The sequence below is a fragment of the Enterococcus olivae genome, assembly GCF_053760925.1.
Map to the genome: position 1 here is coordinate 203,312 of NZ_JBSMVT010000002.1, position 26,315 is coordinate 229,626.

19 protein-coding genes and 2 pseudogenes are annotated in these 26,315 nt (G+C 43.2%); 5 read left to right on the forward strand and 16 right to left on the reverse strand.

The features are described 5' to 3' along the window. Positions 1-17: 17 nt before the first annotated feature. On the forward strand, positions 18-656 hold the full coding sequence (locus tag ACWODM_RS03185) for a copper homeostasis protein CutC (protein ID WP_455319920.1): 639 nt from the start codon (positions 18-20) through the stop codon (positions 654-656). Between the two features lie 69 nt (positions 657-725). On the opposite strand, the gene mgtE is transcribed toward ACWODM_RS03185, so the two are convergent. From mgtE to ACWODM_RS03205, 4 genes are read right to left on the reverse strand one after another with little or no spacing between them, the layout of a single operon-like run. Next, the gene (mgtE, locus tag ACWODM_RS03190) at positions 726-2,093 is read right to left on the reverse strand and encodes a magnesium transporter (RefSeq protein ID WP_455319921.1); all 1,368 of its coding nucleotides are present in this window, start codon (positions 2,091-2,093) and stop codon (positions 726-728) included. A 5-nt stretch (positions 2,094-2,098) separates the two neighbouring features. Continuing rightward, positions 2,099-3,001, reverse strand: coding sequence for an RluA family pseudouridine synthase (locus ACWODM_RS03195; RefSeq protein WP_455319922.1), 903 nt, complete (start codon positions 2,999-3,001; stop codon positions 2,099-2,101). Positions 3,002-3,006: 5 nt separating this feature from the next. After that, positions 3,007-3,813, reverse strand: coding sequence for an NAD kinase (locus ACWODM_RS03200; protein WP_455319923.1), 807 nt, complete (start codon positions 3,811-3,813; stop codon positions 3,007-3,009). Further along, a complete protein-coding gene (locus ACWODM_RS03205) occupies positions 3,810-4,484 on the reverse strand; it encodes a GTP pyrophosphokinase (RefSeq protein ID WP_455319924.1) in 675 nt (224 codons plus the stop codon). The genes ACWODM_RS03200 and ACWODM_RS03205 overlap by 4 nt, the downstream gene beginning before the upstream one ends. Before the next feature lie 138 nt (positions 4,485-4,622). Here ACWODM_RS03205 and ACWODM_RS03210 point away from each other — a divergent pair, with 138 nt between their 5' ends. After that, positions 4,623-5,192 carry a CYTH domain-containing protein gene (locus tag ACWODM_RS03210; protein WP_455319925.1) on the forward strand — a complete coding sequence of 190 codons (570 nt, stop codon included), beginning with the start codon at positions 4,623-4,625 and terminating at the stop codon, positions 5,190-5,192. Positions 5,193-5,279: 87 nt separating this feature from the next. Next, positions 5,280-5,927 (forward strand): DsbA family protein, encoded by a 648-nt coding sequence (locus ACWODM_RS03215; protein ID WP_455319926.1) that lies wholly within the window; start codon positions 5,280-5,282, stop codon positions 5,925-5,927. Between the two features lie 580 nt (positions 5,928-6,507). On the opposite strand, the gene ACWODM_RS03220 is transcribed toward ACWODM_RS03215, so the two are convergent. The 12 genes and pseudogenes from ACWODM_RS03220 to ACWODM_RS03275 form a co-directional block, all read right to left on the reverse strand. Beyond that, complete coding sequence (locus ACWODM_RS03220) at positions 6,508-8,061, reverse strand: chloride channel protein (RefSeq protein ID WP_455319927.1); 1,554 nt, start codon at positions 8,059-8,061, stop codon at positions 6,508-6,510. Positions 8,062-8,177: 116 nt separating this feature from the next. After that, a complete protein-coding gene (locus ACWODM_RS03225; RefSeq protein ID WP_455319928.1) occupies positions 8,178-9,947 on the reverse strand; it encodes a DUF2207 domain-containing protein in 1,770 nt (589 codons plus the stop codon). A gap of 128 nt (positions 9,948-10,075) precedes the next feature. After that, the gene (pepF, locus tag ACWODM_RS03230; RefSeq protein ID WP_455319929.1) at positions 10,076-11,893 is read right to left on the reverse strand and encodes an oligoendopeptidase F; all 1,818 of its coding nucleotides are present in this window, start codon (positions 11,891-11,893) and stop codon (positions 10,076-10,078) included. A 70-nt stretch (positions 11,894-11,963) separates the two neighbouring features. Continuing rightward, positions 11,964-12,926, reverse strand: coding sequence for a competence protein CoiA (locus ACWODM_RS03235; protein WP_455319930.1), 963 nt, complete (start codon positions 12,924-12,926; stop codon positions 11,964-11,966). Positions 12,927-13,001: 75 nt separating this feature from the next. Next, positions 13,002-13,715 (reverse strand): adaptor protein MecA, encoded by a 714-nt coding sequence (locus ACWODM_RS03240; RefSeq protein WP_455319931.1) that lies wholly within the window; start codon positions 13,713-13,715, stop codon positions 13,002-13,004. Positions 13,716-13,885: 170 nt separating this feature from the next. After that, the gene (gene spxA / locus ACWODM_RS03245) at positions 13,886-14,284 is read right to left on the reverse strand and encodes a transcriptional regulator SpxA (protein ID WP_455319932.1); all 399 of its coding nucleotides are present in this window, start codon (positions 14,282-14,284) and stop codon (positions 13,886-13,888) included. 593 nt (positions 14,285-14,877) lie between these two features. Continuing rightward, entirely contained in the window at positions 14,878-16,593 is a 1,716-nt protein-coding gene (locus ACWODM_RS03250) for an ABC transporter ATP-binding protein (protein WP_455319933.1), read from the reverse strand. Positions 16,594-16,718: 125 nt separating this feature from the next. Then, complete coding sequence (locus ACWODM_RS03255) at positions 16,719-19,886, reverse strand: DEAD/DEAH box helicase (RefSeq protein ID WP_455319934.1); 3,168 nt, start codon at positions 19,884-19,886, stop codon at positions 16,719-16,721. 13 nt (positions 19,887-19,899) lie between these two features. Beyond that, positions 19,900-21,522 (reverse strand): annotated as a pseudogene (locus ACWODM_RS03260) (SbcC/MukB-like Walker B domain-containing protein); the annotation flags it as partial. 657 nt (positions 21,523-22,179) lie between these two features. Next, positions 22,180-23,013, reverse strand: a pseudogene (locus ACWODM_RS03265) (AAA family ATPase); the annotation flags it as partial. After that, positions 23,014-24,144: an exonuclease SbcCD subunit D gene (locus ACWODM_RS03270; RefSeq protein ID WP_455319935.1), complete on the reverse strand. Its 1,131-nt coding sequence runs from the start codon at positions 24,142-24,144 to the stop codon at positions 23,014-23,016. A 280-nt stretch (positions 24,145-24,424) separates the two neighbouring features. Continuing rightward, positions 24,425-25,045 carry a lysophospholipid acyltransferase family protein gene (locus ACWODM_RS03275; protein ID WP_455319936.1) on the reverse strand — a complete coding sequence of 207 codons (621 nt, stop codon included), beginning with the start codon at positions 25,043-25,045 and terminating at the stop codon, positions 24,425-24,427. A 190-nt stretch (positions 25,046-25,235) separates the two neighbouring features. On the opposite strand from ACWODM_RS03275, the gene ACWODM_RS03280 reads away from it, so the two are divergent. After that, positions 25,236-25,973: a tRNA1(Val) (adenine(37)-N6)-methyltransferase gene (locus ACWODM_RS03280; RefSeq protein ID WP_455319937.1), complete on the forward strand. Its 738-nt coding sequence runs from the start codon at positions 25,236-25,238 to the stop codon at positions 25,971-25,973. Further along, complete coding sequence (locus tag ACWODM_RS03285; protein ID WP_455319938.1) at positions 25,963-26,241, forward strand: GIY-YIG nuclease family protein; 279 nt, start codon at positions 25,963-25,965, stop codon at positions 26,239-26,241. The genes ACWODM_RS03280 and ACWODM_RS03285 overlap by 11 nt, the downstream gene beginning before the upstream one ends. The last annotated feature ends 74 nt before the right edge of the window (positions 26,242-26,315 follow it).

A 26,315-nucleotide genomic window follows, 5' to 3' on the forward strand; every position in this document is an offset into this window, starting at 1 on the left:
GAAAAGGAGCAGCAAACATGTTGAAAGAATTTTGTGCAGAAAATTATACCCACATTCCGCAAGCGATCGCCAAGGGAGCCAAGCGCATTGAGCTTTGTGACAACCTATCTGTCGGAGGCACGACTCCCAGTACTGGTGTGATCGAAGAAGCCCTAAGCTATGCTGGAGAAAAAGGGGTGACCGTAATGACCATGATTCGTCCTCGTGGTGGAGACTTTGTTTACAATGACATCGAACTGCGAATCATGCATACCGATTTGATCGAAGCTAAAAAACTCGGCACAGATGGTGTCGTCTTTGGCTGCCTGACACCCAACAATTGGCTGGACGAAGAAGCCTTGGAAATGCTGATCGAACATGCGGAAGGTCTCCAAATCACTTTTCATATGGCTTTTGATGCGATTCCCAAAGAACGTCAATTTGAAGCCATCGACTGGTTAGCTGAACGGGGAATCACGCGGATCTTGACCCATGGAGGTTCGATGGATTCAGCGCTCTCAGAGAATTACGAGCATTTAAAAGCACTGATTGCTCACGCAGCGAATCGAATCGAGATCTTACCTGGTGGTGGTATCACCTTTGAAAATGCCCAGGAAGTCGTCGATACATTAGGAGTTAGTGACGTCCATGGTACCAAGATCGTTGAACTAATATAAAGTTTGCAAATAAAAAGGAATCGTCCACTTTGATCAGTGACGATTCCTTTTCTTTTCGAATTTAGTTAACTAGCTTCCTATAAAGTGACTCATGAACAAGCTAGCAATATTGAAATAGATCAGCACACTCGTCAAATCACTCAAGGTAGTAATAAATGGACCACTGGCGACCGCTGGATCGAAACCCAGCTTGTCCATCAGCATCGGGATCAAGCTGCCGGCTAAATTTGCCACAGTGATCGCACACATCATCGCCATACCGATCACAAAACCTAAGATCGGATTTCCTTGCCAGATAGCAACGATTCCAAAGATCGTCAAGCCGGTGATCGCACCGGTGACTAGACCTGTCAATACCTCACCTATCACCGTAGAAAAAAAACTGTTGGCCTTGTCATCGTTTATAGTCAAACGACGGACCGCAACGGCTAGAGACTGGGTGCCGGCATTACCGGCCGTCCCAGTGATCAGCGAAATAAAGACAGCCAAAATACTGGCTTCGCTGACTAAATCTTCGTAGTGACTGATCAAGGTCGCTGTTGCCATTCCCAAGAACAGCAGTGTGATCAACCAAGGCAAACGTTTGCCAGAAGCTTTGATTGGATTCTCACTGATTTCTTCAACGTTGACCCCCGCCAAACCAGAGTAGTCACTCGCCGCTTCATCATCGATAACGTCGATGATATCATCGACGGTTACGATCCCTAGCAAACGATCATCATAATCGGTGACCGGCAATGCCAGGAAGTCATAGTCACGGACAGTTTGAGCAACGTCTTCTTGGTCGTCACCTACGTGGACAGACATCACACGCTCATTCATGATGTCAGAGATCATCGTATCATCTTCACTGATGATCAAGTCTCTCAAGGAGATTACACCTACGAGACGCCCATCTTGATCAACCACATAAATGTAGTAAATCGTTTCAGCGAAATCAGCCTTACTTTTCAAGACATACATCGCAGAACGGACCGTCTGATTAGCGACGATCGATACAAACTCCGTTGTCATGATCGAGCCGGCGGTGTCATCCTCGTAATGCAACAGCTCTTTGACTTCAGCCGAGCTTTCTGCAGTCATCAGACTCAAATACTTGGCCATTTGTTTTTTACTCAACGTGTTCAACAAATCGACGGCATTATCCGTATACATTTCAGAAAGCATCTCAGCGGCATAGCTTGGACGCATCTCCGCTAAATAATCCTTCATGTACTCATTGTCTTCTTCAATGACGTCAAACATGTCCGCTAGCTCTTTAGGTGAGAGATAGGAATAGACACGCAAGCGTTGTTTTTTGTTTAAAGACTGATAAAACTGCCCCTGCTCATAAATATGCATCTCCAAGAAATCCTCGCGGAATTGCTGGAGATTCCCTTTATCCAAATCTTCTTCTAATTGAGCAAAACGTTCTTCTAGTTCTTGTGTTTCATCCAATCTTCTCACCTCTTTTCAATCATTCGCTTAACCGCAGCCATGTCTTCCGGCAACGGGCAAGTAAAAGCCAAGTCCTCATTTGTAAACGGATGGCTGAAATGTAGCTCATAACAATGCAGTGCTTGCCGTTCCAGTGGCAAATCCATACTGCCACCGTACAGATCGTCTCCCACCAAAGGACAACCAATCGCCGCAAAATGGACACGAATCTGATGGGTCCTACCCGTATGTAGTTGGATATCTGCAAGTGCTGTTGCTTCTTCACGGATCTTTAGCCAGTATTCTGTCTTTGCGTACTGTCCTTCTTCAGAGACTTTTCGCTTGATGATCGATGTCAGATCTCGGCTGATCGGCAATTCGATCAGCGCATGCTCCTTCAATGAATCTACTTCTCCCGAGAGCAGCGCTTGATATTTTTTGACAAACTTCTTCTCCCGTAGCTGGACATCCAGCTTGGCATGTGCAAAACCATGCTTAGCAAACAACATCAAGCCTGACGTATCACGATCAAGACGTGTCACAATATGCACGACCTGATCAACATAGCCCTGACGCTTGTAATAAGCCTTGACTCGATTAGCCATCGTTTGATTCGGATGATATTGTGCCGGAATCGATGAAACACCTGCCGGCTTATTGACCACAAGCAGATGATCATCTTCAAAGACGATATCGATCGGTGTCTCGTCTAAAAGCAGCGTCTCGTGCTCTCCCTCATCAGGAATTACGATCCGGATCAGGTCCGATGGCTTTAATACATATAAAACATTTTGGATAGCCTCATTAACAAAAATCCTGCCACCTTGAAACTTGATCTTTGCCAGCAACCCTTTTGAGATTCCCTGTTCTTTCAGAAAATACTTGACTTGCTGTGGTTCTTCTTTAGTAAAACGATACGTAAATTCCATAAACTTTAAATTTCTCCAATAAATGCGTCTCTTACTCGATGCCAAAAGTGCATATGACGATACGAAGCAAAGTGGATCCGTTCATCAGCGATGCGATAATTAACCGATTCGATCTCATCTTGTTGAATATTGAATTGATCGATCGTGACTAGGTAATCGGTACTATCCTGCAGTTTGACTGCGACCCATTCTTGCTGGGCAACGACGATCGGAGAACCCAGTGTCCGAAAGACTCGGTTGTTGAGGGAAGCAATCTCTGCCAGTTGGAAAGCATTGATGCTAGGATGCAGCACCGCTCCGCCAACACTCTTGTTGTAGGCAGTAGAACCAGTCGGGGTCGAGACAGAGAGTCCGTCTCCCCGAAATCGTTCAAATAATTCGTCCTTGATATAGATATCAGCGACCATCGTGCGGTTGCCCCGCTTGATCGTCGATTCATTCAATGCTAAGAAATGCTTGTCTGGTTTCCCGTTGCGGTATTTGATCCGAACATCCAGCAGAGGGTAGCTGACACTTTTCTCTTGGTCACTGCAAAGAGTTTCAACCAGCTCTTCCAATTCATAATCGCGCCAGTCCGTATAAAAGCCTAGATGTCCAGTATGCACACCTAAAAAACGTACTTTGTCCAGTTTATGATTGTAAAGGTGGAAAGCCGATAAAAGCGTCCCGTCGCCACCTACCGAAATCACGATATCCGGTTGCTCACGATTGATCTCATGGCCTCTTTCTGTCAGTAAAGTATACAGCCTGTCTGCTGCCCGCAGCGACTGCTCCACATGACTGTGGATGACTGCTACTTTTAGTTGTTTCATTTCGACCCTCCCTTCCATTCAGCGATCCTTCGGTAACCTGTATCATCAGAACTGCCTTTACCATGAGAAAACAAATGCTGCGCTTCCTGAATTTCTTCTCGGATACTCGACATTTCTTCATCCAACTGGTAGGCTGCTTCTGCTGCTCGTTTCAAGCGTTCACCGATCTCTTTTGGAAAATCTCCTTGATATTTATAATTCAATGAATGTTCGATCGTCGCCCAAAAATTCATTGCTAGCGTCCGGATCTGGATCTCAGCTAAGATCCTTTTTTCGCCTTCAACTAGCTGGACAGGATATTCAACAACTAAATGATAAGAGCGGTAACCACTTAATTTGTTGTTTGTCACATAATCTCTTTCAATGATTACTTTCATGTCTTTGCGACTCCGCAACAAACGAACGACTTCGTGGATGTCTTCTACAAACTGGCACATGATCCGCAAACCAGCGATGTCCGACATTTCGGCCTCAAGTCGTTCGATCGAGATATTTCGTAACTGTGCTTTCGCCAAAATACTTTCGACGGGTTTAACACGACCCGTGACGAACTCGATGGGTACATGTTCATTTTTTTCTCGAAATTGTTTACGGATACCACGCAGCTTGACTTTCAATTCAGCTACTGCTTGCTCATAGGGGGCTAACAAACGGTCCCACTCTCTCTCCATCAAAATCCCTCATTTCTCAGCTAACATACAATTACCATTTTAGCATAAGTCATCGAAAACCTTTAGTATTCACCTTCAGTTTTTTTAAGTTGACGAACCTAGGTCTTTCCTGTAAAAGTAAAGCAAGGAGTTGAAGACATGAAACAACTGGAGATCGAATTTAAAACGATGCTGACAGCAGATAGCTATCAACAACTGTGTAGCTATTATCAACTGAAGGAAACACAATTTCATACACAAACCAATGTGTATTTTGATACTGCGGACAACACCTTGCGCCAATTGCGTTGCGGGCTGAGAATCCGCGAATATGAGACTTACGGCGAAGTCACCTTAAAGACTCCGCAAACAGTCGGCTTACTGGAGACAACGGAAACTCTTTCACTGAAAGAAACACAGGATTGGATTCAGAAGCAAGCTATCCCAACTGACGGCGTCGTGGCTGAAGAGCTACACCGCTTGTCGATCGATCCACAATCGTTGCTCCTTCTGACAAAATTAACTACTAAACGAGCTGAATTCCCAATCGAAGAAGGTCTGCTGGCTTTGGATGAAAGCTGGTACAATGAACAGCATGACTACGAACTGGAGCTGGAAGTAAGTGACGCTGTCAAAGGAAGAGCATCCTTTGATAATTATCTACAGCAGCACGACATTCCTTATCTTCCCGCAGAAAATAAGATCCTTCGTGCTACACGGAGTAGCTAAAAAAGGTTTTCGTTTCTCCTTTTACTCTTTTTCTGTTAGAATGGGGGCTGGATTTATTAGAAAGTATGATATTCGGGGGATTATTTTGTGATTGAGATTTATTTATTCGTTCATCCATTTGGTGTTGCATGCTACGAAACAGAAAAGAAACTAGTTGACTTTATCCAGAAGCACCACCAAAAGATCAATTTACAAATTTGTCCTTTGGTCAATCTCACGACAAATAGAGCTGTGGTGCAAAGCAGCGATCGACTGTCACAGGATAAGACTGCGCAAACAGCATTTTTGGCACATGCCTATTCAGCCGCACTGGATGTAAAGGCTGCTCAGCTACAAGGAAAAAAATATGCCAGAAATTTTTTACTGAAACTACAAACCGCTATCCTTTGTCATCATACAGCCTATACACCGGAATTGGTTGAGATACTTTTTGCTAAAACTGGTGGCGACATTGAAGTTTTCCGGGAGGATCGGAAATCTAACTTGATCAAGGAGCTCTTTTGGCAGGATCAAGAAATGGCCCGCAATTTCCAAATCGAAAAACAGAATTCAGCAGTCTTATATAATTACGATCACGAATGTGACGGACTTCTTCTCAATGGTCCAGAAGCTGTCCAAGTCATTCCTAAACTTTGTCAGTCAGGATATGAAGATTATCTAGATTCTCCATTGTGCAACTTGAAACAAGGCAACGGATATGTTGAGCAAAGTATCTCTTCACTAAAATTATTATAATTCAAACCCAAGCGACTTCAATTCTTGCGATTGACAGTCGTTTTTTGTATAGTAATGCTCACTGCGAGAAGGGCTTGCTTCAAGTCAGCCGTGGAACCGACGGGAGCCTTTCGTCTCTCGTCTTTCAAGCTTCAAAGTCTCAGTAACCAATCAAGTTGGCAACTGAGACTAATTCACATTGAATTCTAAGCACGGCGACAACGCAATCCCTTCTCTTCGTTACGCTAAACAGCAACTTTCAACTATGAGTTACTTTTACAAAAATAAAACAGAAGTGTTTATACTTAGCGGAATGAAGCAACAAGGCTGCGGCGTCACCGTGTCCAAGAGCCAATGTGAATTACTGGGACTGATCCGCTTTAGCGATTAGTCCCAGTTTGAAGCTTGGCAAACTTGAGACTTCAGGCTCAAGTTGGTCTCACGGTCGACCGAAGCAGACTTCGTTGTGTAGTGCAGCGGTTCTATTCATATTAGATTGTACATTGCAACATTCAAGTTTCTTTATGTACAAAAGAAAAGAGCTGTAGAAGGAAAAAATTTTCTACAGCTCTTTCGTTTGTTTTTAATGTTCATCTGCGGATCAAGTATTCTGCAAAGTATTCATTTGCTTACTCAAATGATTTTTGACCTTTTGAGAAATCCCTTGATCGGTCAAAATGATCAGCACATCTCCTCCAAGAATGACTGTGTCACCATGAGTCAATAACTCCGCCGCTCCTCGACGAATCGACGTCAAGAGCATCTCCCGAGGCCACTCGATATCTCGAACCATGCACTCATCAAAAGCACTACCAGGAGCCACAGGAAATTCAATGATCGTTTTCTTACCAGTGATATCGCCAAAATTGGGCTGAACGATTCGTTCAAGCAACGTCTCATAGATCGGCTTGCCACCCAGGCTGTCCACGACGATATAGCTGACTAGCACAACGATTCCGATCGACATCAAATGACTCATACTGCCAATCATCTCTGTTACCAAGACCATCGCTGTCAGCGGTGCCTTCCCGATTGCAGCGAAATAACCCGCCATTGCAAAGACCAAGAAGTTTTTGATCAAGCCTTCGTCCACTCCAAATGATTGTGACAAGACCACGCCATACAAGGTCCCTAAAATTGCTCCCAAAGAAAGGATCGGTAAAAAAATACCTCCTGGTAAATTTGAACCATAAGAAACCATTGAGAAAACAAAACGAAATAAAAATAAGCCCACTAGCATCCAAAAACTCAACGGTACCTCCGCTAAAAATAAAACGATCTGATGGCCGCCACCCAAAAAACGAGGCAACACTAACCCGATCGGTAAAATAAGCAAGAAAGGAATGATACCATAATAATTTGGTGATAGAAAAGGAAGTTTTCCGTAGAGTTTTGGCAAGGCAAGCAGGACTCGCTGATAGAGCCAGCCCATCAGACCTACAAAAACGCCTAATAATGGCAGTGTCCAGTAATATCGCAAAGGGATTTTTTCCATTTCACCAATAAACAAGACCGGGGTCATCCCAAAAAAATGCAAAGAAACCAGATTCGCCGATAAGGCTGCTGAAAAAGAAGTCAACCAAATCAATGGCGAAAACGAATGATGGACTTCTTCAAGCACAAACAAAAGTCCTGCGATCGGTGCATTGAAAGCCGCCGCCAAACCAGCACTCGCCCCGCTGGATACCAAAATTTTTTCTTCTGATTTTGACTGGTGCATCCCCTCACTGATTCCTTGTGCCACAACAGCTCCCAACTGAATAGACGGTCCCTCTCTTCCCAGAAATAAACCCGAGCTGATCGCTAAGATCCCGCCAATAAATTTCTTCCATAAAACAGAGAACCAACGAACCTTCAACTGTCCTCTTAAAAAGGCCTCTACCTGAGGAATTCCACTACCTTTGATATTCGATTCACTGGCAATCAATTTTCCTAACCACAAAGCAACTAGCAAAGAAATTCCTGCCCATGGAATCAGCCACAAAGGTGACTCCCAAAAAAACAAATAAAGCTCCACCACGTAATGGCTGGCTGTTTCGATCAATAAGCGAAACAAACTAACCACGAATCCTACACAAACCCCAACAACAAGCCCCTTGGCAATAAAGATGATTTTCGTCCCATCTAATTTTTTTAATTCATTCTCCTCTTTCATTCTCATCCCTCGCGTTCTGTAAGTTTACTATACTGCGAAATAAAGTCGCTTTCAAGAAAATTTACAGAAAAAATAGACGCTGACAAGTTGTCAACGTCTGTTTGCTAGAGGATGGATCAGCGAGCGCCACCGCCGCCTCCACCACCGGCACCGCCTCCGCCACCAGCCGAGGTCGAACCACCGGAACCAGAGGAAGAAGAACCATATCCACTGTTGTCAAAGCCTTGTGACCAGCTGCCATAAAAACCATGGTAGCCATGAAAACCACCGTAGAAATAAGGATATTCATTTGACCAGGATTCCCAAACCTCTGGGAAAAACTCTTCCAGTTGTTTCACAACGAGCTCGGCCCGACCGTAAACAGCTGCCCAGATAACAAGATCCTCCCAAGGCATATTTTGCTCATAAGTTGCTGCTTCCTTTAGATTGATCTGACTCAAATAATTCTGAAACTGAGTCAGACGATCTGCCAATTCTCGACCTTTGTCTGATGGTGAAGCTACCGGCAAGGTTTGACCAAAGACTCGGACTTCATTCATGGTGAGATACCCTTTTTTCTCAAGGGTCTTTTGCGAATACTCGATCAGTTTCGAATCCAATTCACTGATTTCTTCTCCATGAGCAGTTGACCACTCCTGGATCTTTTTGCCAGTAACAACTCCATTGCTGTCGGCTGCCTCCAGCATGATCTTCCAGACTGCTGACTCATAGGACAGCTCCCCATCACTGGCGATCACATGATCAATGTAGTTGTCAAAAGGTACGCCAAATTCCTCTGTTGCCTCTTCATAATCAAGGATCTGGATGGTTGTTTCCTGTTTTGTTCGAAGAAGTTTTTTAACTTCTTCTGTCTCAATATGGATTTCCTCTTCCTTCGCCCATTTCAAAAGATAAGCAAAGAAAAGCTGCTGGAAAGAACCTACATAGAGACGTTGCAACAAGAAGGCAAGATCCGCAAAATCTCCATCAGTATAGGGAATTTGATCGTAAAGAACATCTTTGTTGCGTTTTTTTAGTTTGCCACGTCGATCAAATTCTCCCACACCTTTGAAAGCTTTTTTGGTGTGCAAGATCATAAAGGTCACCAAGGCGATGATCCCTGCAACGGCTGCTATGATCAAAGCAATCACTGTCCGGCTGATACCACCGCCCCCTTGACGGTCATTGTAAGCAGAACCTTCCATCGCCATTTCCCGTTGCTCTTCAAGCGTCATGTCTTCTTGAACAGCCGGCTGAAAAGTACCTACTGGAAACTGAGCCAAAACTGTTGCATAGTTTCTACTACTCAGTGGATGAGTCGAGCGCCAGATGATCCGACCATTTTCCAACTGGATATCTCCTTCTAAACCAAAGCCCCAGATGTTTGTATTTTCATTCGTGAAAGGAACAGGTCCTTCGATCGTCATCGTCAATTCAGCAGGTGGAATATCACCAAAAGTATTGAAATTCCATAGCAGGGCTTGACCATCCTCCAGATCGCGTACCAAATTAGACAAAGTGTAGGTCAGCTCATACTGATTTTGTCCGTAGTCGCCAATCCCCCAGATCAACTCGTAGCCATCTCCCGTCTCTGCTACCCCGTAAGTACCAGCTTTTTCTACTTGACTTCTCTGACTGTCCCAATTTGGATCATTTTGAAAGCCCTCGACTTGAAAATCAATTAGATTTGATTCCTGCAGGTTATCAAGAACGATGTATAATTCTGTTCCTTCATGCATATCCATTTCTCGATGCTCTGTGATCACACCGGAACCGTCTTCTAATAGTTGTACTTGAATGTCTATCGTAGACATCGTGTTTTCTGCGGCTTGCACCTCGCTACTAAACATTAAGATACTGACACTCAGTAAAAAGAACGTCGTAACGGTTTTCATCAATCGTTTCATCCTTTTTCCCTCCTGTTTATCAAAGTTCTACTTTCATTGTACCATAGGAAAAAAAGAAAACCGTCAGCCGAAAGCCTGATAGATGGGCAAAAAAACCGGAGAACCCACATTCTCCGGTTTTTCTTCGCTTATTTTTCTAATTCTTCGACCAATGCTTCCAATTCATTCAAGCGTGTTTCAAAGATATTCATCGCATCTTCGATATAGGTCGCTTGTGTCATATCCACACCAGCTTTTTTCATTACTTCAATTGGATAATCGCTGTTACCAGCTTTTAGATAATTCAAGTAATTGGTCAAAGCTTCTGGTCCTTCATTCAAGATCTTACCTGCCAAAGCAGAAGCGGCAGAGAAACCTGTTGAATACTGGAACACATAGTAATTGTAGTAGAAGTGCGGGATACGGGCCCATTCAAAGTGAATCTCTGGATCATCCGTAATTGCTTCCCCGTAATATTTCTTGTTCAACTCGCCATAGCTGTCGCTTAGGAATTCGCTAGTCAATGGCGTGCCTTTCGCCTCTTCTACGTGCATGAAGTGTTCAAATTCTGCAAATTGCGTTTGGCGGAACACGGTCCCTTTGAAACCGTCCAGATAATGGTTCAACACATAGGCTCTGACCCGAGGATCTGATTCAGTTTCTAGTAAATGTTCAGTTAGAATATTTTCATTGGTCGTTGAAGCGATCTCCGCCAAGAAAATCGAGTAATCACCGTAGACATACGGTTGATTTTTACGTGTGAAATAGCTGTGGACACTGTGTCCCATTTCATGGACTAATGTAAAGAGTTGGTCCAATGTATCGTGCCAATTCATTAAAATGTATGGTAGGGTATCATACGCACCAGAAGAATACGCACCGCTGCGTTTGCCTTTGTTCTCGATCACATCGATCCAGCGTGTAGCAAAAGCTTCTTTGACGACAGTCAGATACTCTTCTCCCATTGGTGCCAATGCCTCGATCGCTTTGTCTACCGCTTGTTCGTAGGTATAGCTGATCGGTGCCTCTCCCAACAAAGGTGTGTAGACATCATACATGTGTAGCTCCTCTACTTTTAGTAGACGCTTGCGCAAGTCCATGTAGCGATGTAGTAGAGGTAAGTTTTTGTTGACAACGTCTACCAATGTATCATACACGCTTTCTGGAATATGATTGTTACTTAATGCTGCCTCACGAGCAGAATCGTATTTGCGAACCTTCGCTTTGTAATTGTGCCCTTTAACATTCGTACTCAAAGTAGAAGCAAAGGTATTACGGAATTGCTCATAAACACTGTACATCCCTTTAAAGGCATCTTCACGAACACGACGGTCAGTACTTTCCAGTAATTGACCATAGACACCATGAGAAAGTTGGATTTTTTCTCCTTCTTCTCCTTCGATCGTTGGAAATTCCAAATCTGCATTGTTCAACACAGCAAAAGTATTGCCCGGTGAACCAAAGATCTCACCAGCTCCAGCCAGTAAGGCTTCCTGTTCTGCTGGCAGTACATGTGCTCGATTATCGACCGACTGTTTCACAAAATGACGGTAAAGCTCGAGTCCAGGTTCTTCATCAAAGTAGCCCCAAATCGTTTCATCACTCAGTGTCAGTAATTCCGGCTCAAACCATGAGATTGCTTCACTTGCTTGTGCTAACAAACTGCTTGAACGAGCATACAAGGCTTGATAGGTCGTATTGGCAGTATCCTGATCATTTTTCAAATGACTATAAACATATAATTTTTCTAGTTTACGAGAAACATCCAAAATATATTCCAATGCTTCTAGAAAAGCAGAACCCCCATTTTTCAACGTTCCTTTGAAAGACGCTGCTTTCTTTAATTCTTCCTGTATTTCTTTGAATGAAAGCTCAAAAGCCGCATCATCTTCAAAGATTTTTGTTAAGTCCCAAGTCGATGCTTCAGCAACTTCTTCCCGACTTGGCAATTGTTTTGCTTCTGACATAATAGTCATTCCTCCTTCGATCAATAAGACAAGTGTATCATATTTCAACTTTTCGCTACAGTCAAACTGCTCAAAAATAAGCAGTGTTTTCATTCAGTCTTTGACACTCCTGATAGACCTGCCAAAGAATCTCTTTTTGTGAGACCAATGGAAACAGCCATAGATAGGCTAATTTTTTTAGAAACATCAACCATGCTTTGAAATCCTCTGTCAAGGTATAGCAATACCTCAAAAATAACAGACAGTCTTCGAAATAAAAATAATACCCGCTGGCTTCGTAACACCAACGTGGCAGTGCTTGAATATTTCCACCTAACAGATACAGCTGCTCCTGCAAGGAACGAATTCGTGGATCCTCCTGAAACAATTTTTTCTGAATATGGCGCTGATAGTCACTAGCTTGCCACTGAATCTCTGCACAGCAGTCTGGTTCAAAAGCCCAAAGCTGCCCCAGATTATTTTTAGAAGACCATGTTTTACTTTGATAAACTGTCCCCAAACGAAAATGCAGCTGAACGTTGTAGAACAATGAGATTTCCTTTTCACGAATCGTCCATAAATGAATGCCCCAGCTATCAGAATAATAGCTACAGGCTTTCTGCAACTCGCGCCAATGTTTGTTAGGAGACAGTTTGATGCCCAACAACCACCAAGAAAAATAATTATGTTGCCGATAATTGGTTATTCTTTCAGTCAAGCGCTCGATCGAAAGTGCTGAACACTGAACTTCAACTGCCACTGTTCCCCACAGGATATCTGGTCGCTGCTTCAACTCCGGCAAATAGGCCTCTAGCTGACTGCCAGAAAGCCACTGCTGCAACCATAATTTATTGTCCAAATGCTCTTTCGTCTCGCCCTCACTAAAGCTATCACAAACAGTTGTCTGACGATGAGCAAAATGAGGCTGCTTGATGATTCCCTTTTTGAAAATGACAGTTCCTTTACACCCCGGGCACACAAAAGCTTTTTCTGTCTTTTCTACAACTTCATTGGCAAGAATTCTTTCTCCCGTGAGCGTTTCTGCAACAAACATACGCTTCTCCCCTTTTATACCTAAATACGCAGGAAAAGCGTAAAAATACAAAAAAAAGACAAGCGAGCTTGTCTTTTAAACGCTAAAATAGTTTCGTGTCAATCCTAGTGCATCTTCTTCCATGATCCGTTCACCGTGTTCAGACAATACTTCAGAAGTCACAGAGCTTTTACGGGCAAATTCAGAAATGATCGCGATCTGATTCTCAATCTGTTTCTCTGTTACTATTTCACCTAAAAATTGTACTTCTAGATAATATTGATCGTTCATTAAATGCAGATTTGTTACTGCGTCTTCGATCTCGATCTGCGCAGCCAGTTGAATCATTGCTTCAAAACCAGACAATTCGAAGACCAATTCTCGAACGATCGGTGCAGGTTCATTTTGATTTTTTTCATTTTTACCTGGAAATTGATTTTTGAACCATTCCATCAGCTCAGTCTGTGTAAATCCTTCATAGGAATCTGGGTCTTCATTTTTCAGCCAGTCTGTGATCTCTTCTGGTGAATAGTAATCCCCGTATACCTGATAAGGATCAACATTCTCAAGAGAAGAGTTTTTGCTGATGAACAATTCCAAGCCATCACCCTTCGGCAGAACCTGAAAGGTCACCGCTTCACTCCCTTTGAATTCATCGTCCACATCAACTTCTTCTAAAATACTATAGAAAAAGTTTTCAATCTCCTTGTGATTTCCCAGTAAATCTAAAAAAGTGATGCCTCTAGCAGCTAAATCTTCGCTTTTGATCAATACACGAATCGTATTTTCATTGATATGTTCCATTTCCATCTTAGCTACACCTCACTTATTTGATACTATAGCTTCATTGTAACGGAAGTGCTAAAAATGTAAAGAGAAAAACGTTACAAATATCAAACTAGCCATAGAGCCCTCTACATTCTTAAGAAAAATAAAAGAGATCAGGATCTACGAAAAGATCCTGATCTCTTTATTAGCTTCTATAATCCCGCCATCAATTGCGCTTGACGCAATTCAAGTTGACGTACATCTCTTGGTAAGAAACGACGAATCTCATCTTCATTAAAGCCTACCTGAAGTCTCTTCTCATCAATCATAATCGGACGACGTAACAGACCGGGGTTCTCTTGTACCAAAGTCAACAATTCTTTCAACGGAAGCTCGTCTAAATTCATATTTAACTTTTGGAAAACTTTTGAGCGAGTTGAAATGATTTCTTCAGTACCATCTTCAGTCATTTGAAGAATCGATTTTAATTCATCGATGTTCAATGGTTCAGAGAAAATATTTCTCTCTACAAAAGGAATCTCATGTTCTTGTAACCAGGCACGAGCTTTTCTACATGATGTACAACTTGGGGAAGTATATAGTGTTAACAACGTGTATCACTCCTTTTAAATTTAAAACAGTAGCAACTTTCGATTTGTTTCTGTCTCTATTATAACGCACACTATTGAGAATTACTAGTGTTTTTTTCGACTTTATAAACAAACAAAACGTTATTTAATAAAAACATATGCTTATTCAAACCGCTTTTTATCAACCTTTTCCTTGCTTTAAAATATTTTTCTCATTTTTTTATTATTATGTAACAGATGGATTTATCTGTTACATTAATATTTTATGACAATCTTTTTACAATTTGTTTTTAATTTGGTTTCTAACAAAAAATCTCTCTTTTATGAAAAAGACGCGAGAGAAAAAACTTTTCACAGCAAGCTCTTTTCTCTTTTTAAATCGCCTCGGTCAATAGCGAGTGTTCCAAACACTTCATTTTTGTTATTTTATAACTTAAGTAAATTTTTCACGAGGTGTTACTGTTTTTCTTAGAGGCTACTCGAGACTCTCATCAAACACCTCATTTTCATGAAAATGAGGTGTTTTATTTTAACGATTATGAGAAAACTAAAAAATCAAATAGGACAAAGAAAAATTGCCTTTTTCGGCCTTTTCTTTGTCCTTTGTTTTGTTATTAATGATGAAATTGTGCTTCGTACAGTTTACGATAGTGTCCATTTCTGTTCATCAGTTCTTCGTGGGTACCTTCTTCAAGGATCCCTCGCTCACTCATGACAATGATCCGAGTCGCATGTTTGATCGTTGCCAGTCTATGGGCAATGATCAAGGTCGTTCGACCAGCGGCCAAGGAGTTGAGTGATTCCTGAATTACTTGTTCTGTCTCCGTATCTAAAGCAGAGGTCGCTTCATCCAAGATCAAGATTGGTGGATTTTTCAAGAACATACGTGCGATCGCTACCCGCTGACGCTGTCCGCCAGATAATTTCACGCCACGTTCACCAATCACCGTATCCAATCCGTCACTCATTTGATCGATCACACCTTCCAAATGGGCCCAACGAACAGCTTCACGGATCTCTCTTTCACCTGCATCCAAATTGCCATAAGCAATATTTTCACGGATCGTTCCCGGAAACAAGAAGACCTCCTGTTGCACAGTACCGATCTGTTGTCGCAAGGATGCCAAGGTCATATCCTGAATATCTTGACCATCAATCGTGATTTGACCTTCCGTCACTTCATAAAAACGTGGCAATAAATTACAAAGCGTCGTCTTTCCAGAGCCACTTTGTCCCACAAAAGCCACCGTCTCTCCTGCTTTGATATCCAACGAAATGTTATTTAATACTTTCGTTGCATCTGCATAAGCAAAGGAAACATTTTGATAAGAGATATTGCCCGTCAATTGTGTCACAGGTTTCGCTCCTGGCTTGTCTTGGATCAATGATTCTTTATCCAGCTCCTCTGTCAAACGCTTGAAACCAGCGATTCCTTTAGGATAACTTTCAATCATAGTATTGACCTTTTCGATTGGACGAACAAACACATTTGAAAGCAAGATAAAGCCGACGAACTCTCCATAAGTCAGTTCTCCTTGAATCGTATAATAGGCACCAAAAATCAAGGCAAACAAATTGATCAAGCGAATCATCAAATAATTGTAGGCCGAGCTGATCGCCATCACACGATAAAAGACGATCTTGGACTGACGATATAATTCACTCAAACGATTGAAACGCTGGGCTTCAAAGTTCTCACGAGCAAAGGACTGAGTCACACGGATACCGCTGACAGCAGCCTCCACACCCGCATTGAATTCCCCTAGATTGTCGTAGATCTCGGTATTCACATTGGTCATTTTCTTATTGAAGAAAATCAGCGCCAACGAGATTAGCGGAATCAACGCAAAGGTTGCTAACGCCAGTTTGACGTGCATATTCAGCATCAAAAGAAACGAACCTGCCAGAGTCATGATCGTAATGAAAACATCTTCTGGACCATGATGGGCAACCTCGGAGATCTCAAACAGATCGGTGGTCAAACGGCTGATCAATTTACCAGTCTTTTGGTTGTCGTAATACTCGAAGGACTGCTTTTGCAGATGACCAAACAATTCCCGACGCATATCTGTCTCAATATTGACACCTAGCTTATGTCCGTAGTAAACGACAATGTATTGCAAAACCGTATTGATAATATAAAAAGCAAATAGACCGATCGATGCTAGGATCACATAGCGAAAATTATTTTGTGGCATGATCGTATCAATTACTTGATTGACAGCGATCGGAAAAGCCAATTCAAGAATACCGGCTAAGATCGCACAACAAAAATCTAATAAAAACAACGACTTGTACGGTCGATAATAACTAAAGAAACGTTTTAACATTCCCTTTCCTCCTTTCAATAACTCTCATTATAGAGAAACTAAAATAGAAACGCAAAGAAGGGATTTTGCAGTTCCTCTCATTAAAAAAAGTATCTGTCTCTTATTCAGAAAACAGATACTTTTTGTTATTCTTCACCAACACTCAAAATCAGGCGAATGTCTTCTTCGGTCATTTGCTGCAATTGTGTTTCATTGCCTTGAATGACTTTTTGGAACAATTCTCGTTTTTCCTGCTGCAGAGAATTCATCCGTTCCTCAATGGTTCCTTCAGCGATCATACGCCAAACCTCGACGACATGCTTTTGTCCGATTCGATGTGCTCGGCCGGCTGCCTGCTCTTCGACTGCTGGATTCCACCATAGGTCATAGAGAATCACCGTATCGGCACCTGTCAGATTCAGTCCGGTCCCGCCAGCTTTCAATGAAATCAGGAAGACATCCTTCTCTCCTGCATTAAAGGCATCAACCATCTCGATACGTTCTTTGGGCGGTGTACTGCCTCGCAGATAGAAGGTCTCCAGACCAATTTCTGCCAACTCTTCTTCAATGATCGACAACATACTAGTAAATTGAGAAAACAACAATACACGACGATTGTTTTCCTTCGCTGCTTGAATCAGATCCTTGACCTGCTCCAGTTTGCCAGAGCCACCTTCGTAGTCCTCAACAAAGAGTCGTGGATCACAACAAATCTGTCGCAAACGAGTTAGACCAGCTAAAATACTGATACGATTTTTCTTGAACGTTGACGAATCCATTCCCGAGATCTCTTCGCGCATTTGACGTAGATATGCCAGATAGACTGTTTTTTGCTCTTCGGTCAGAGCACTGTAATAATTGGTCTCCAGTTTTTCCGGCAGATCCTTCAATACCGTTCGTTTGTCACGACGCAGAATAAAGGGTTGGATCATAGCTGCGATTTTTTCAGTCGACAGCTCTCGGTATTTTTGCTTGCTTGGGAAGAAGCCCGGCATGATCATTTGGAACAAGGCCCACAGCTCCTCCAGATGATTCTCGATCGGCGTGCCACTCAAAGCAAAACGATGCGGCACTTTCAGCGAACGTAACGCCTGCGCAGTCTTAGTACTGCTGTTTTTGACCATTTGAGCTTCATCCAAGATCAGATAGTCGATGTTTTGCTGACGATACGTTTCGATGTCTTGACGCAAGCTGGCATAGGAGGTGATCCAGATGTCGCCTTCCTGTTGTAGCTGTTGCTCACGTTCTTCCTTGCTGCCACTCACTACAACTGCCTGCAGACTCGGTGCAAATTTTTTGAGCTCCTGCTGCCAGTTATAAGTCAAACTTGCCGGTGCCACGATCAGAACCTGGATGGTTTGATGTTCTGCTTTTTCAGAAAGCAAATAGCTGATCGTCTGCAAGGTTTTCCCAAGTCCCATCTCGTCGGCCAAAATTCCACCAAATTGATAGTGACTCAACATTTTCAACCATCGGAAACCCGTCAGCTGATATTCCCGCAAGTCTGCCTGCAGATTGTCGGGAAGCTCCGCTGCATAATTCTCCGGATGAGTCAGATCATCCACCATCTGCTCGAAATCTTCACTAAAATGTGCTCGATCTCCTAGCTGATCTTGTAGCTGCAATCCTTGATTCAGGGGCAACTGCACCACTCCACGCTGTGTCTGGATGTTTTCTCTTAACTGTGCCAGCACTTTGCTGGTTTCCTGAAATTCTTCAGAATCCAAGGATAAGACCTGACCATTTTCCAAAGCATGGAAACGTTCGTTACGCATCAGACTTTGCAGTACGGCATCGATCTCATTCGTTTGAATGCCAGAGATATCAAAGGAAACATCCAGCCATGAACCTGATTGACTGACCTCGATCTGTGGTTGGAATTTGCGACCGTCTAGATAAAGTTCCCGCAATTTTTTCCCCATACGGATTTCACCCAACTGGCGCATATAAGACAATTCGAGATTAAAGAAGCGATACAAGTCTTCTCCTGTCGGGATCGGCTTCTTCCAGCCGGTCGTTGTCTTGAGGAAATTCAAGGTTTGTACCAGTAGTTCCACTCGCTGTTCCTGCTTGTAATCCCGCAAAATCTCAGGATGCCCGTCAGGAATTCGCTGATGTTTGTCATCCGTCGAATAAACCACTTCGCCATAAACATAATCCACTCGTAGATCGATATTTCCTTGACGTCTCTTCAAATAAAAGATGACTCTCAAGGCTTCATCACTGATATATTGATAGACTTCTTCAGAAATCTGGACTTGTCCGATCTTGCGTAACAAAGGCAAGACCTGTTTGAACAAGACCGACAATTCATTTTTAGGATAGGCAATAACCGGAATTTCTAAGCGTTTTAACAGCTGCTGCATGGTCAAATAGATTTCCAGCTCTTTCGTATTCAAGAAATAGATCTGCTGATCCACGATGCCCCAACCATAATATTTGTACACTTGGTCAAAGTCCTTCAAGACCTTTAATTCAAACTGATCTGCTGCTCTTGCCAAAGAAAAGCGCAAAGGCTTCGTCTCTTCTGCAAATCGTAGCGTTCGTATTTTTTCCGTCTCCGTTTGTAAGAGGAAAGGAAACTGTAGCATTTCTTCCACGAAGGAACGCGCCGATTCTACTGGTAAAAGCAAATACTTTTTATCCAGCTTTCCCTTCACTTGAATCCCAGACTGCCCACTCAATTGCTGTGTTTGTGCTAGATGAGACAATCTTTCCAGAAAAGCGTTGGTTGCTTCATCAAAAGCCTTTGGATTCAAATGAAAGCTGTTTTGTTTATTGACCAAAAATTTTTTTTCTTCTTCATAGACTTGTAAAAACTTGTAAATATTTTTAACCACGTAGCTGCGACCTGTTCGTTCGCCAATTTTCAGCGAGATCCCCAAGACATCCAGCTCATGACGATACGGATTGGTTGGTAAACTCTCTAGCTGACACTCGATCGCCAGTGGCACCACTTGCTCATTGGCTTCCATCGCTAAACGGTGAAAACCATTAGAAAACATGACAGAAGGTGAAAAAACTTCTTTTTTAGGCGCTTCACTCTTTGAAAGCATCCGTGTTTTGCCTTCTTTACGCAAATACAATTCAACTGCTACCGTATGTTTGCAGTAATGATGCTCTTCCCAATAAGGACATTGACAATAGTCTTCTTCCTTAGCACTGGCATCCAAATCCACACGATACAGTTCGCTTCCCAATACTTCCGCATGCCAGACTTGATTCTCTGGATCTGGTGTCACAGACAGGACACGACCATCATTGAGATAGGCTCTTGCTTTATCAATGATTTTTTCTGGAATGCTCCACTTCATTCATTTTCCTCCTCTACATCAATTGACTCTTGATGCGGCTTTGTCCATTTCCATTGGCTTGTACGACCAGCTGCTGCTGGATACGATCCTTCAATTCCCTTACGTGACTAATGATCCCGATCAATCGACCTTCATTCTCGATCATTTCCAAGGCCTCCATCGCCATTTCCAAGGATTCCTCGTCCAGAGAACCAAAGCCTTCATCGATGAACAAGGCTTCAATGGCGATCCCGCCTGATCGGTTTTGGATCACATCTGCCAGTGAAAGAGCCAAGGCTAGCGCCGCAATGAAGCTCTCTCCGCCAGACAAGGTATGGGCTCGACGACTCATACCAGCATTGTCATCATAAATATTGATCTCCAGACCTGTTGAACTGCGGTAGCTTCCCTTTTCCTCTGCTAGAAGGAACTGGTAGCGTCCGCGAGTCAGTTTGATCAGCCGTTGATTGGCCACTTCTAAAATCTCTGCTAAAAATGATTGTAACACATATCGCTCAATGCTGATTTTTTGCTGATTGTCACCATTCATCGTTTGGAACAATTGCTGCAATTGACTCATCTCTTCTAATTGTACACTGTTTTGCTCCGCTAATTGCGTCAGTTGCACCAACAGCTCCTGATTGTTGCGATAGAGCTCCTGTTGCTGAATGACCTGCTGCTGTAGCTCTTCTGCCTGCGCCTCAGCCTGCTGATGCTCTGCCTGAAGCTGTGCCAGATCAGGTGCTTTTTGCTGGGCAACCTCCGCCAACTCTTCTAGACGCTGGATCACAAAACGCCGTTCCTGCCCATAGTTATCCAAGGAACGTTTTAACTCCTGAGCTTCCCCGACCTTCGTCAATTCCTGGCGCAACGATTCTTCGGAAAAGTCATAGGTACTTGCCGCGATCTGCTCTTGGATTTTTTGCTGATACTCCAAAACTTTGGCTGTTAATCCAGACAGCTGCTGTTTCCAGTGCTCTTGGTCAGCAGTCAAACGAGTTTGCGTCAGCTTTAAGGTCTCTCCTTGTTCATCATAGATCTGGATCGTTGCTGTTACTTGGTGTATTTCCTTGGAAAGTTTCTCCTGCTCTAGCTGTAGCTCCTCATACGATCGCTGTTGTAGCTGCTCCATTAGCGTAGAAATCTTCGTTGACAACTGCTGACAAGTCGCTTGTTTTTTTTGTTTCTCTTTTTCCAGAGTCTGCTGTTGCTGAGCAAGCTCGTTTTTTTGCAAGTGGATCATTTCAAGGCGGGCCTGCACTTCTGTCTGTCGGCTCTTTTCCTTTTGCAACCTTGCTTGACGATCCTTCAGCAGCTCTACTGGTGACTGTTCAAAAAACGTCGTCTCCAATGATTCTTCACATTGCATCGTTTGTTGTTCCAGTGCCTGTTGCTCCTCTGCAAGCTGTTCTTCCAGATTTTTCTGTTGATGCTCCAGCTGCTCTTGTCTCATAATCAGCTGTTGTAGCTGTTCTCTTTGCTCTCGAAAATTGGCTTCTGCTGCTTCTAGCTCCCGCTCACTTTGAGCGATCTCTTCGGTAGAATACGTTTGATGTGTATTTTCCTGAGCATGCTCTTTAGAACCACAGACCGGGCAAGGCTCCCCGTCTTTTAACAACAAGCGCAGACGTGCGATCTGCATCTTGGCATTTTCACTTTGACGTTCCTCAAAGGTCTCCTTTAGAGCAAGGCATGCTTCTTCAGCTACTGTTCGTTCTTTTTGAAGGGACGTCTGCTCATTCTTCACTTGCTCTTCGGCCTTCTGACTCATTTCAACAGCTTGTTTCAGACGTTGCCAGCCTTCTACCAAATGTTCTGACTGGATCAAACGAATCTCGCTTTGCTGCAGATCCTCAGCCGCTTTCAACTGTTCCTGACAGGTAGTCTCCTCTGTTTCGATCCGCTGAAGGGTCTGTTGAAGCTCGATCAGCTCTTGCTCTAGCTTTTTCAACACTTCCTGATGCGTGCTCTGCTCTTTCTGAAGCTTTTGGACTTCTTGGGCATAAGGCAACAGATCTTCTAAGCGTTGGAGACTTTTCTGTTGGTCCTGCACTTGTTTTCTCTGTTCTTCGATGGTTGCTGCCTGCGCTTGCCACTCGAGTTGAGCCTGTTCATTTTGTTGAAGCTGATTCTGAACGATTGTCGCTGCTTCTTCCGCTGTTTGATGTTCCTTGCGGTATTGATCCAGATTGCTCAGTAGGCTGGCTTGTTTTTCCACCCAGATCAAACGATCCAAGCGGTTTTGCATCGCTTCGATCTCGGAAGACCGTTCTTCGATTTCTTGTTTTTTCGCTTGTAGCTGCTGGTATTCTTCCCTTTTTTTCAGGAGTTCTTTGCCTGCATAAAGGGCTTGTTCCGTCTCTTTTTCCAGCACTTTAACTGCTGTCAGCGCTTCTTGAGCAAGTGCTTGTTCCGACTGTAAATAGGCTAGATCCTTCTGCCAACCTTGCAAAGTCTCTTGCAAAGCAAGGCCCGGTCGCGCCTCTTCTTGCCAGCGAAAGCGTTCCACCAGTGCCTCCATTCGGTGTTGCTGCTGACTCAGAGCTTCTGTCATCGTCTTTTGCCTTTGGCGTAGCCATTCGTTCAACCGTTGATACAATTCAGTGCTAAACAAATGTCGCAGAAGCTTTTCTTTATCATTACTGGAAGCAACTAAAAAATTACGAAATTCTCCCTGCGGTAGTAAAATGATCTGGAAAAACTGTTTCGCATCCAGATGTAGCAAGTCCTTGATAAACTGATCAACTTCCGTTCGCTTGGTATATTGTTTTTGTTCCTGCATTTGTGCGTCATAAATCGTCAACGAAACCTTGGCTGTTTGCTTTCTGGTTCCTTCGCCACGTTTTTTCTTCAATACTTGTTCCGGAGAACGAGCAATCTCATAAAAAAGTCCTTGATGCTCAAAGGTAAAAGTGACCAACGTTTCTTCCTCTGGCGTAGCAAACATGGAACGCATCTCTTTGCCAGAACGCATTTGTCCAGATGTCTCGCCAAAAAGAGCAAAAGTCATGCCGTCAAAAATCGTTGTTTTACCGGCACCGGTCTTGCCACTGATCAAAAAGAGACCTGCTTCTTGAAAATCATCAAAATCGACAGTCTCATGAATAAACGGTCCGAAATTGGTCAAGGTCAGTTTTTTCGGTTGCATCTATCCATCCCTCTTTTCTGTATCCAGTGCTGCTTGCAGTCCTTCCTGCAACCAGTTCTCCTGATTTTTGGTCAGTTCTTCTCCAGTGATTTCCTCAAAAAAAGTATGTACTAGCTTTTGAGGTTGTTGTTCACGTTTCTTTAATCGCTGGATCGTCTGAGACTCATGACCGTTGACTCTTTCCACTGTCAGGATATTTGGATAGATCTCCCGCAGTTGATTCATCATATTAGGAATCACCGCACGATCTGTTAATTGGATTTGCCAAAAATGCTCTCGCTCCACGGTTTGGTAAAAAGCTGGATCGATCAGTTCCGCAAAAGAAGCTTCCATCTGTCGAATGTCTCTTAAGGGCTTCAAGGGATGAAACGTCGGTTCGATCTCCGCTTGTTCAGTATCCACGATCCAAACCCCTTTTTGATCATTTAATTCAGATAAAGAGAACTTCAAGGGTGAGCCACTATAACGTAGGCTACCCTTTTTCAACGCATTTTTAGAATGCAGATGCCCCAAGGCCACGTAGTCAAAAGCTTGCAAAAGCTCGCTGGGCACACTGTTTAGTCCGCCTACCTCGATCGGTGTCTCTGATTCTGTTCGCAGACCACCTGCGATGAAAAAATGTGTCACAAGTACTTGTTTCTTGGTTGGATCGAACAGCTTCACAAATTCCTCAACGACTCTCTGTACAGCGTCTGAGATCGTCATCAAAGGTTCATCAAAATACAGACGGGCAGCGATTGGTTCAAAATACGGCAACAGAAAAAATTGGGTATCGCCCATCGTCACTGGCGCAAAAGCCTCTGACAGGTCGGTAACCAGATGAAAATTCGTTTGCTGATACCAGGGCGCACCAGTGCCTAGTCTGGTACTGGAATCGTGGTTGCCTGAGATCGCTAAAATTGGCAGTTCTTCCTCTAAGTTGAACTGGATCAAGCTTTGATTCAACAGCTCGACTGCTTCCACACTAGGGACGGAACGATCATACAGATCGCCTGCAATGACGACTGCATCCACCTGTTCTTCCTTTGCAAGATGCAGAATTTGCGCCAAACTGTCCTTTTGATCCGCCAGCAGATCGTAGCCGTGGAGCTTTTTTCCGATATGCCAATCAGCTGTATGTAAAAATCGCATGCCGTCACCTCTTAAAAATCGTCTTCTGACCATTATAACACTTTCTTGAGAGTTGCTTCAAATCTATCCCATAAAAATGCTATAATTTATCCTTGCTTTTACCTTGCACCACTTCACTGCGAGAAGCTTTTTCAATCACGACTAACCCTGAATCAATTTTCTAGAAGATAAGGAGTCAATCAAAAAGTACTTTTTATAATTCAGAAAACGAAAATAGAACGATTAGCGTGACAAAAAAACAAGACATTCTTCCTTGAAAAAGGGAAAATGTCTTGTTGCTTTATTTTTTGACTTCGTAGCGGAAACTAGGATCTATTTCTTTATCCAGCTGATCAAATGCTCCTTGGATACGGCGTTCAACTTCTGCCAAGCCATCGTTATTGATTTTCTTGATATCACTCAGATCGATCGGTTCACCAAATCGAACGGTTACTCGTTTACGCTTGAACAGATCTTTCAACGACAAGGGACCCTGATAGACCGAAGGCACCACACGAACCTTTGCCATTTTTGCGATCACAGCCATTCCACCTTTTAATGCGGTAGAATGTCGGGTACCACTTGGAAACATGATCAAACTCAGCTCTGTGTCCTTCAAGATTTTAACGGGTGTCTTGATCGCGCTTGGTCCAGGTTTGTCTCGTTTGACTGGAAACGCATTGGCTTTCGTTAAAATAAAACGTAAAACTGGATTTTTAAACAACTCTTCTTTCGCCATAAAAGCAAATTTCTTCGGCCGCGCTCCTACAGCCAGATACAAGGGATCCCACCAAGTACGGTGAGGGGCCACCAAAATATAGTTTTCATCTTTTGGTAGTAATTCTCGGTTTTGATAGCGGACATTGCCGTTCACTAAAAATAAAACCACGCGTACAAGACCGCGCATAAATGTAAAAAACATACTCTCGTTCCTTTCTTAACCACTCGTTCCTACAAATCTATCCTGTTACCCAGTTGGATGTTTGGAAAAGTGGCACTGACAACTAAATTTAGTATGCAAAAAAAAAGCCGGCTTGACAAGTTTTTTCTCTCAAATTTTACGCAAATCAAGTATAATGGAAAATGAAATTTATTTTAAAGGAGTATCCGTCATGTATCTTAATGAAGGTGAACGAATCGATCAGCTCTATGCAGACGATATCCAGATCATCCAAAGCGCAAAAGTCTTCTCCTTTTCTTTAGATGCTGTCTTATTGGCAAACTTCCCTTCGATCCCGAAACGTGGAACGATCGTGGATCTCTGTGCTGGTAACGGTGCGGTGGGTCTCTTCGTTAGCCGGAAGACCAACGCCAAGATCTATCAAATCGAGCTACAGGAAAAGCTAGCCGACATGGCCCAAAGAAGCATTCAGTTGAATCAACTAGAAGAGCAGATGACCGTCTATCCCATCGATCTCAAAGAAAGCTTGAGTAAAATCAAAGGAGACTCCGTGGATCTACTGCTGTGCAACCCTCCTTATTTCAAAAATACGGAGACCGCGATCAAAAATCCCAATCCACATTTGGCGATCGCCCGGCATGAACTCCATACAAATTTGGATGAAGTGATCCAGACAGCCAGTAAACTATTGAAAACCAACGGACGTTTGGCCCTGGTCCACCGTCCTGACCGCTTTCTTGATATTCTCGAGTGCATGCGCAACTACCGGATCGCACCTAAACGTGTGCAGTTCGTTTATCCTAAACAAGGAAAAGAAGCCAATATCCTTTTGATCGAAGGGATCAAAGATGGCAAAACAGACGGGTTCAAAGTCGCTCCCCCGCTGATCACTTACGATGAAAACGGGAATTATAACCCCGAAACTCACAGGATGCTTTATGGAAACTAAGCATTATTTCTATGTCCTACACTGCAAGGACAATTCGTTTTACGGTGGTTACACCACGGATCTGCTTCGTCGATTGCAAGAGCACAATGCCGGGACGGGTGCAAAATATACTCATCCTGCCAGTCGCCGACCTTTGCAAATGATCCATGCCGAAGTCTTTGAAACTCGCAGCGAAGCCACCAAAGCCGAAGCAGCTTTCAAAAAACTGCAGAGAAAACAAAAAGAGCGCTATTTGATTGATCATCAGAATAAAAACGTCTGCCCGTAAAAAAAGGTGCTTTCACAACGGAAAGCACCTTTTCATTTGGTTCTATGAGATGAACTTAATAACCTTAAACAAAA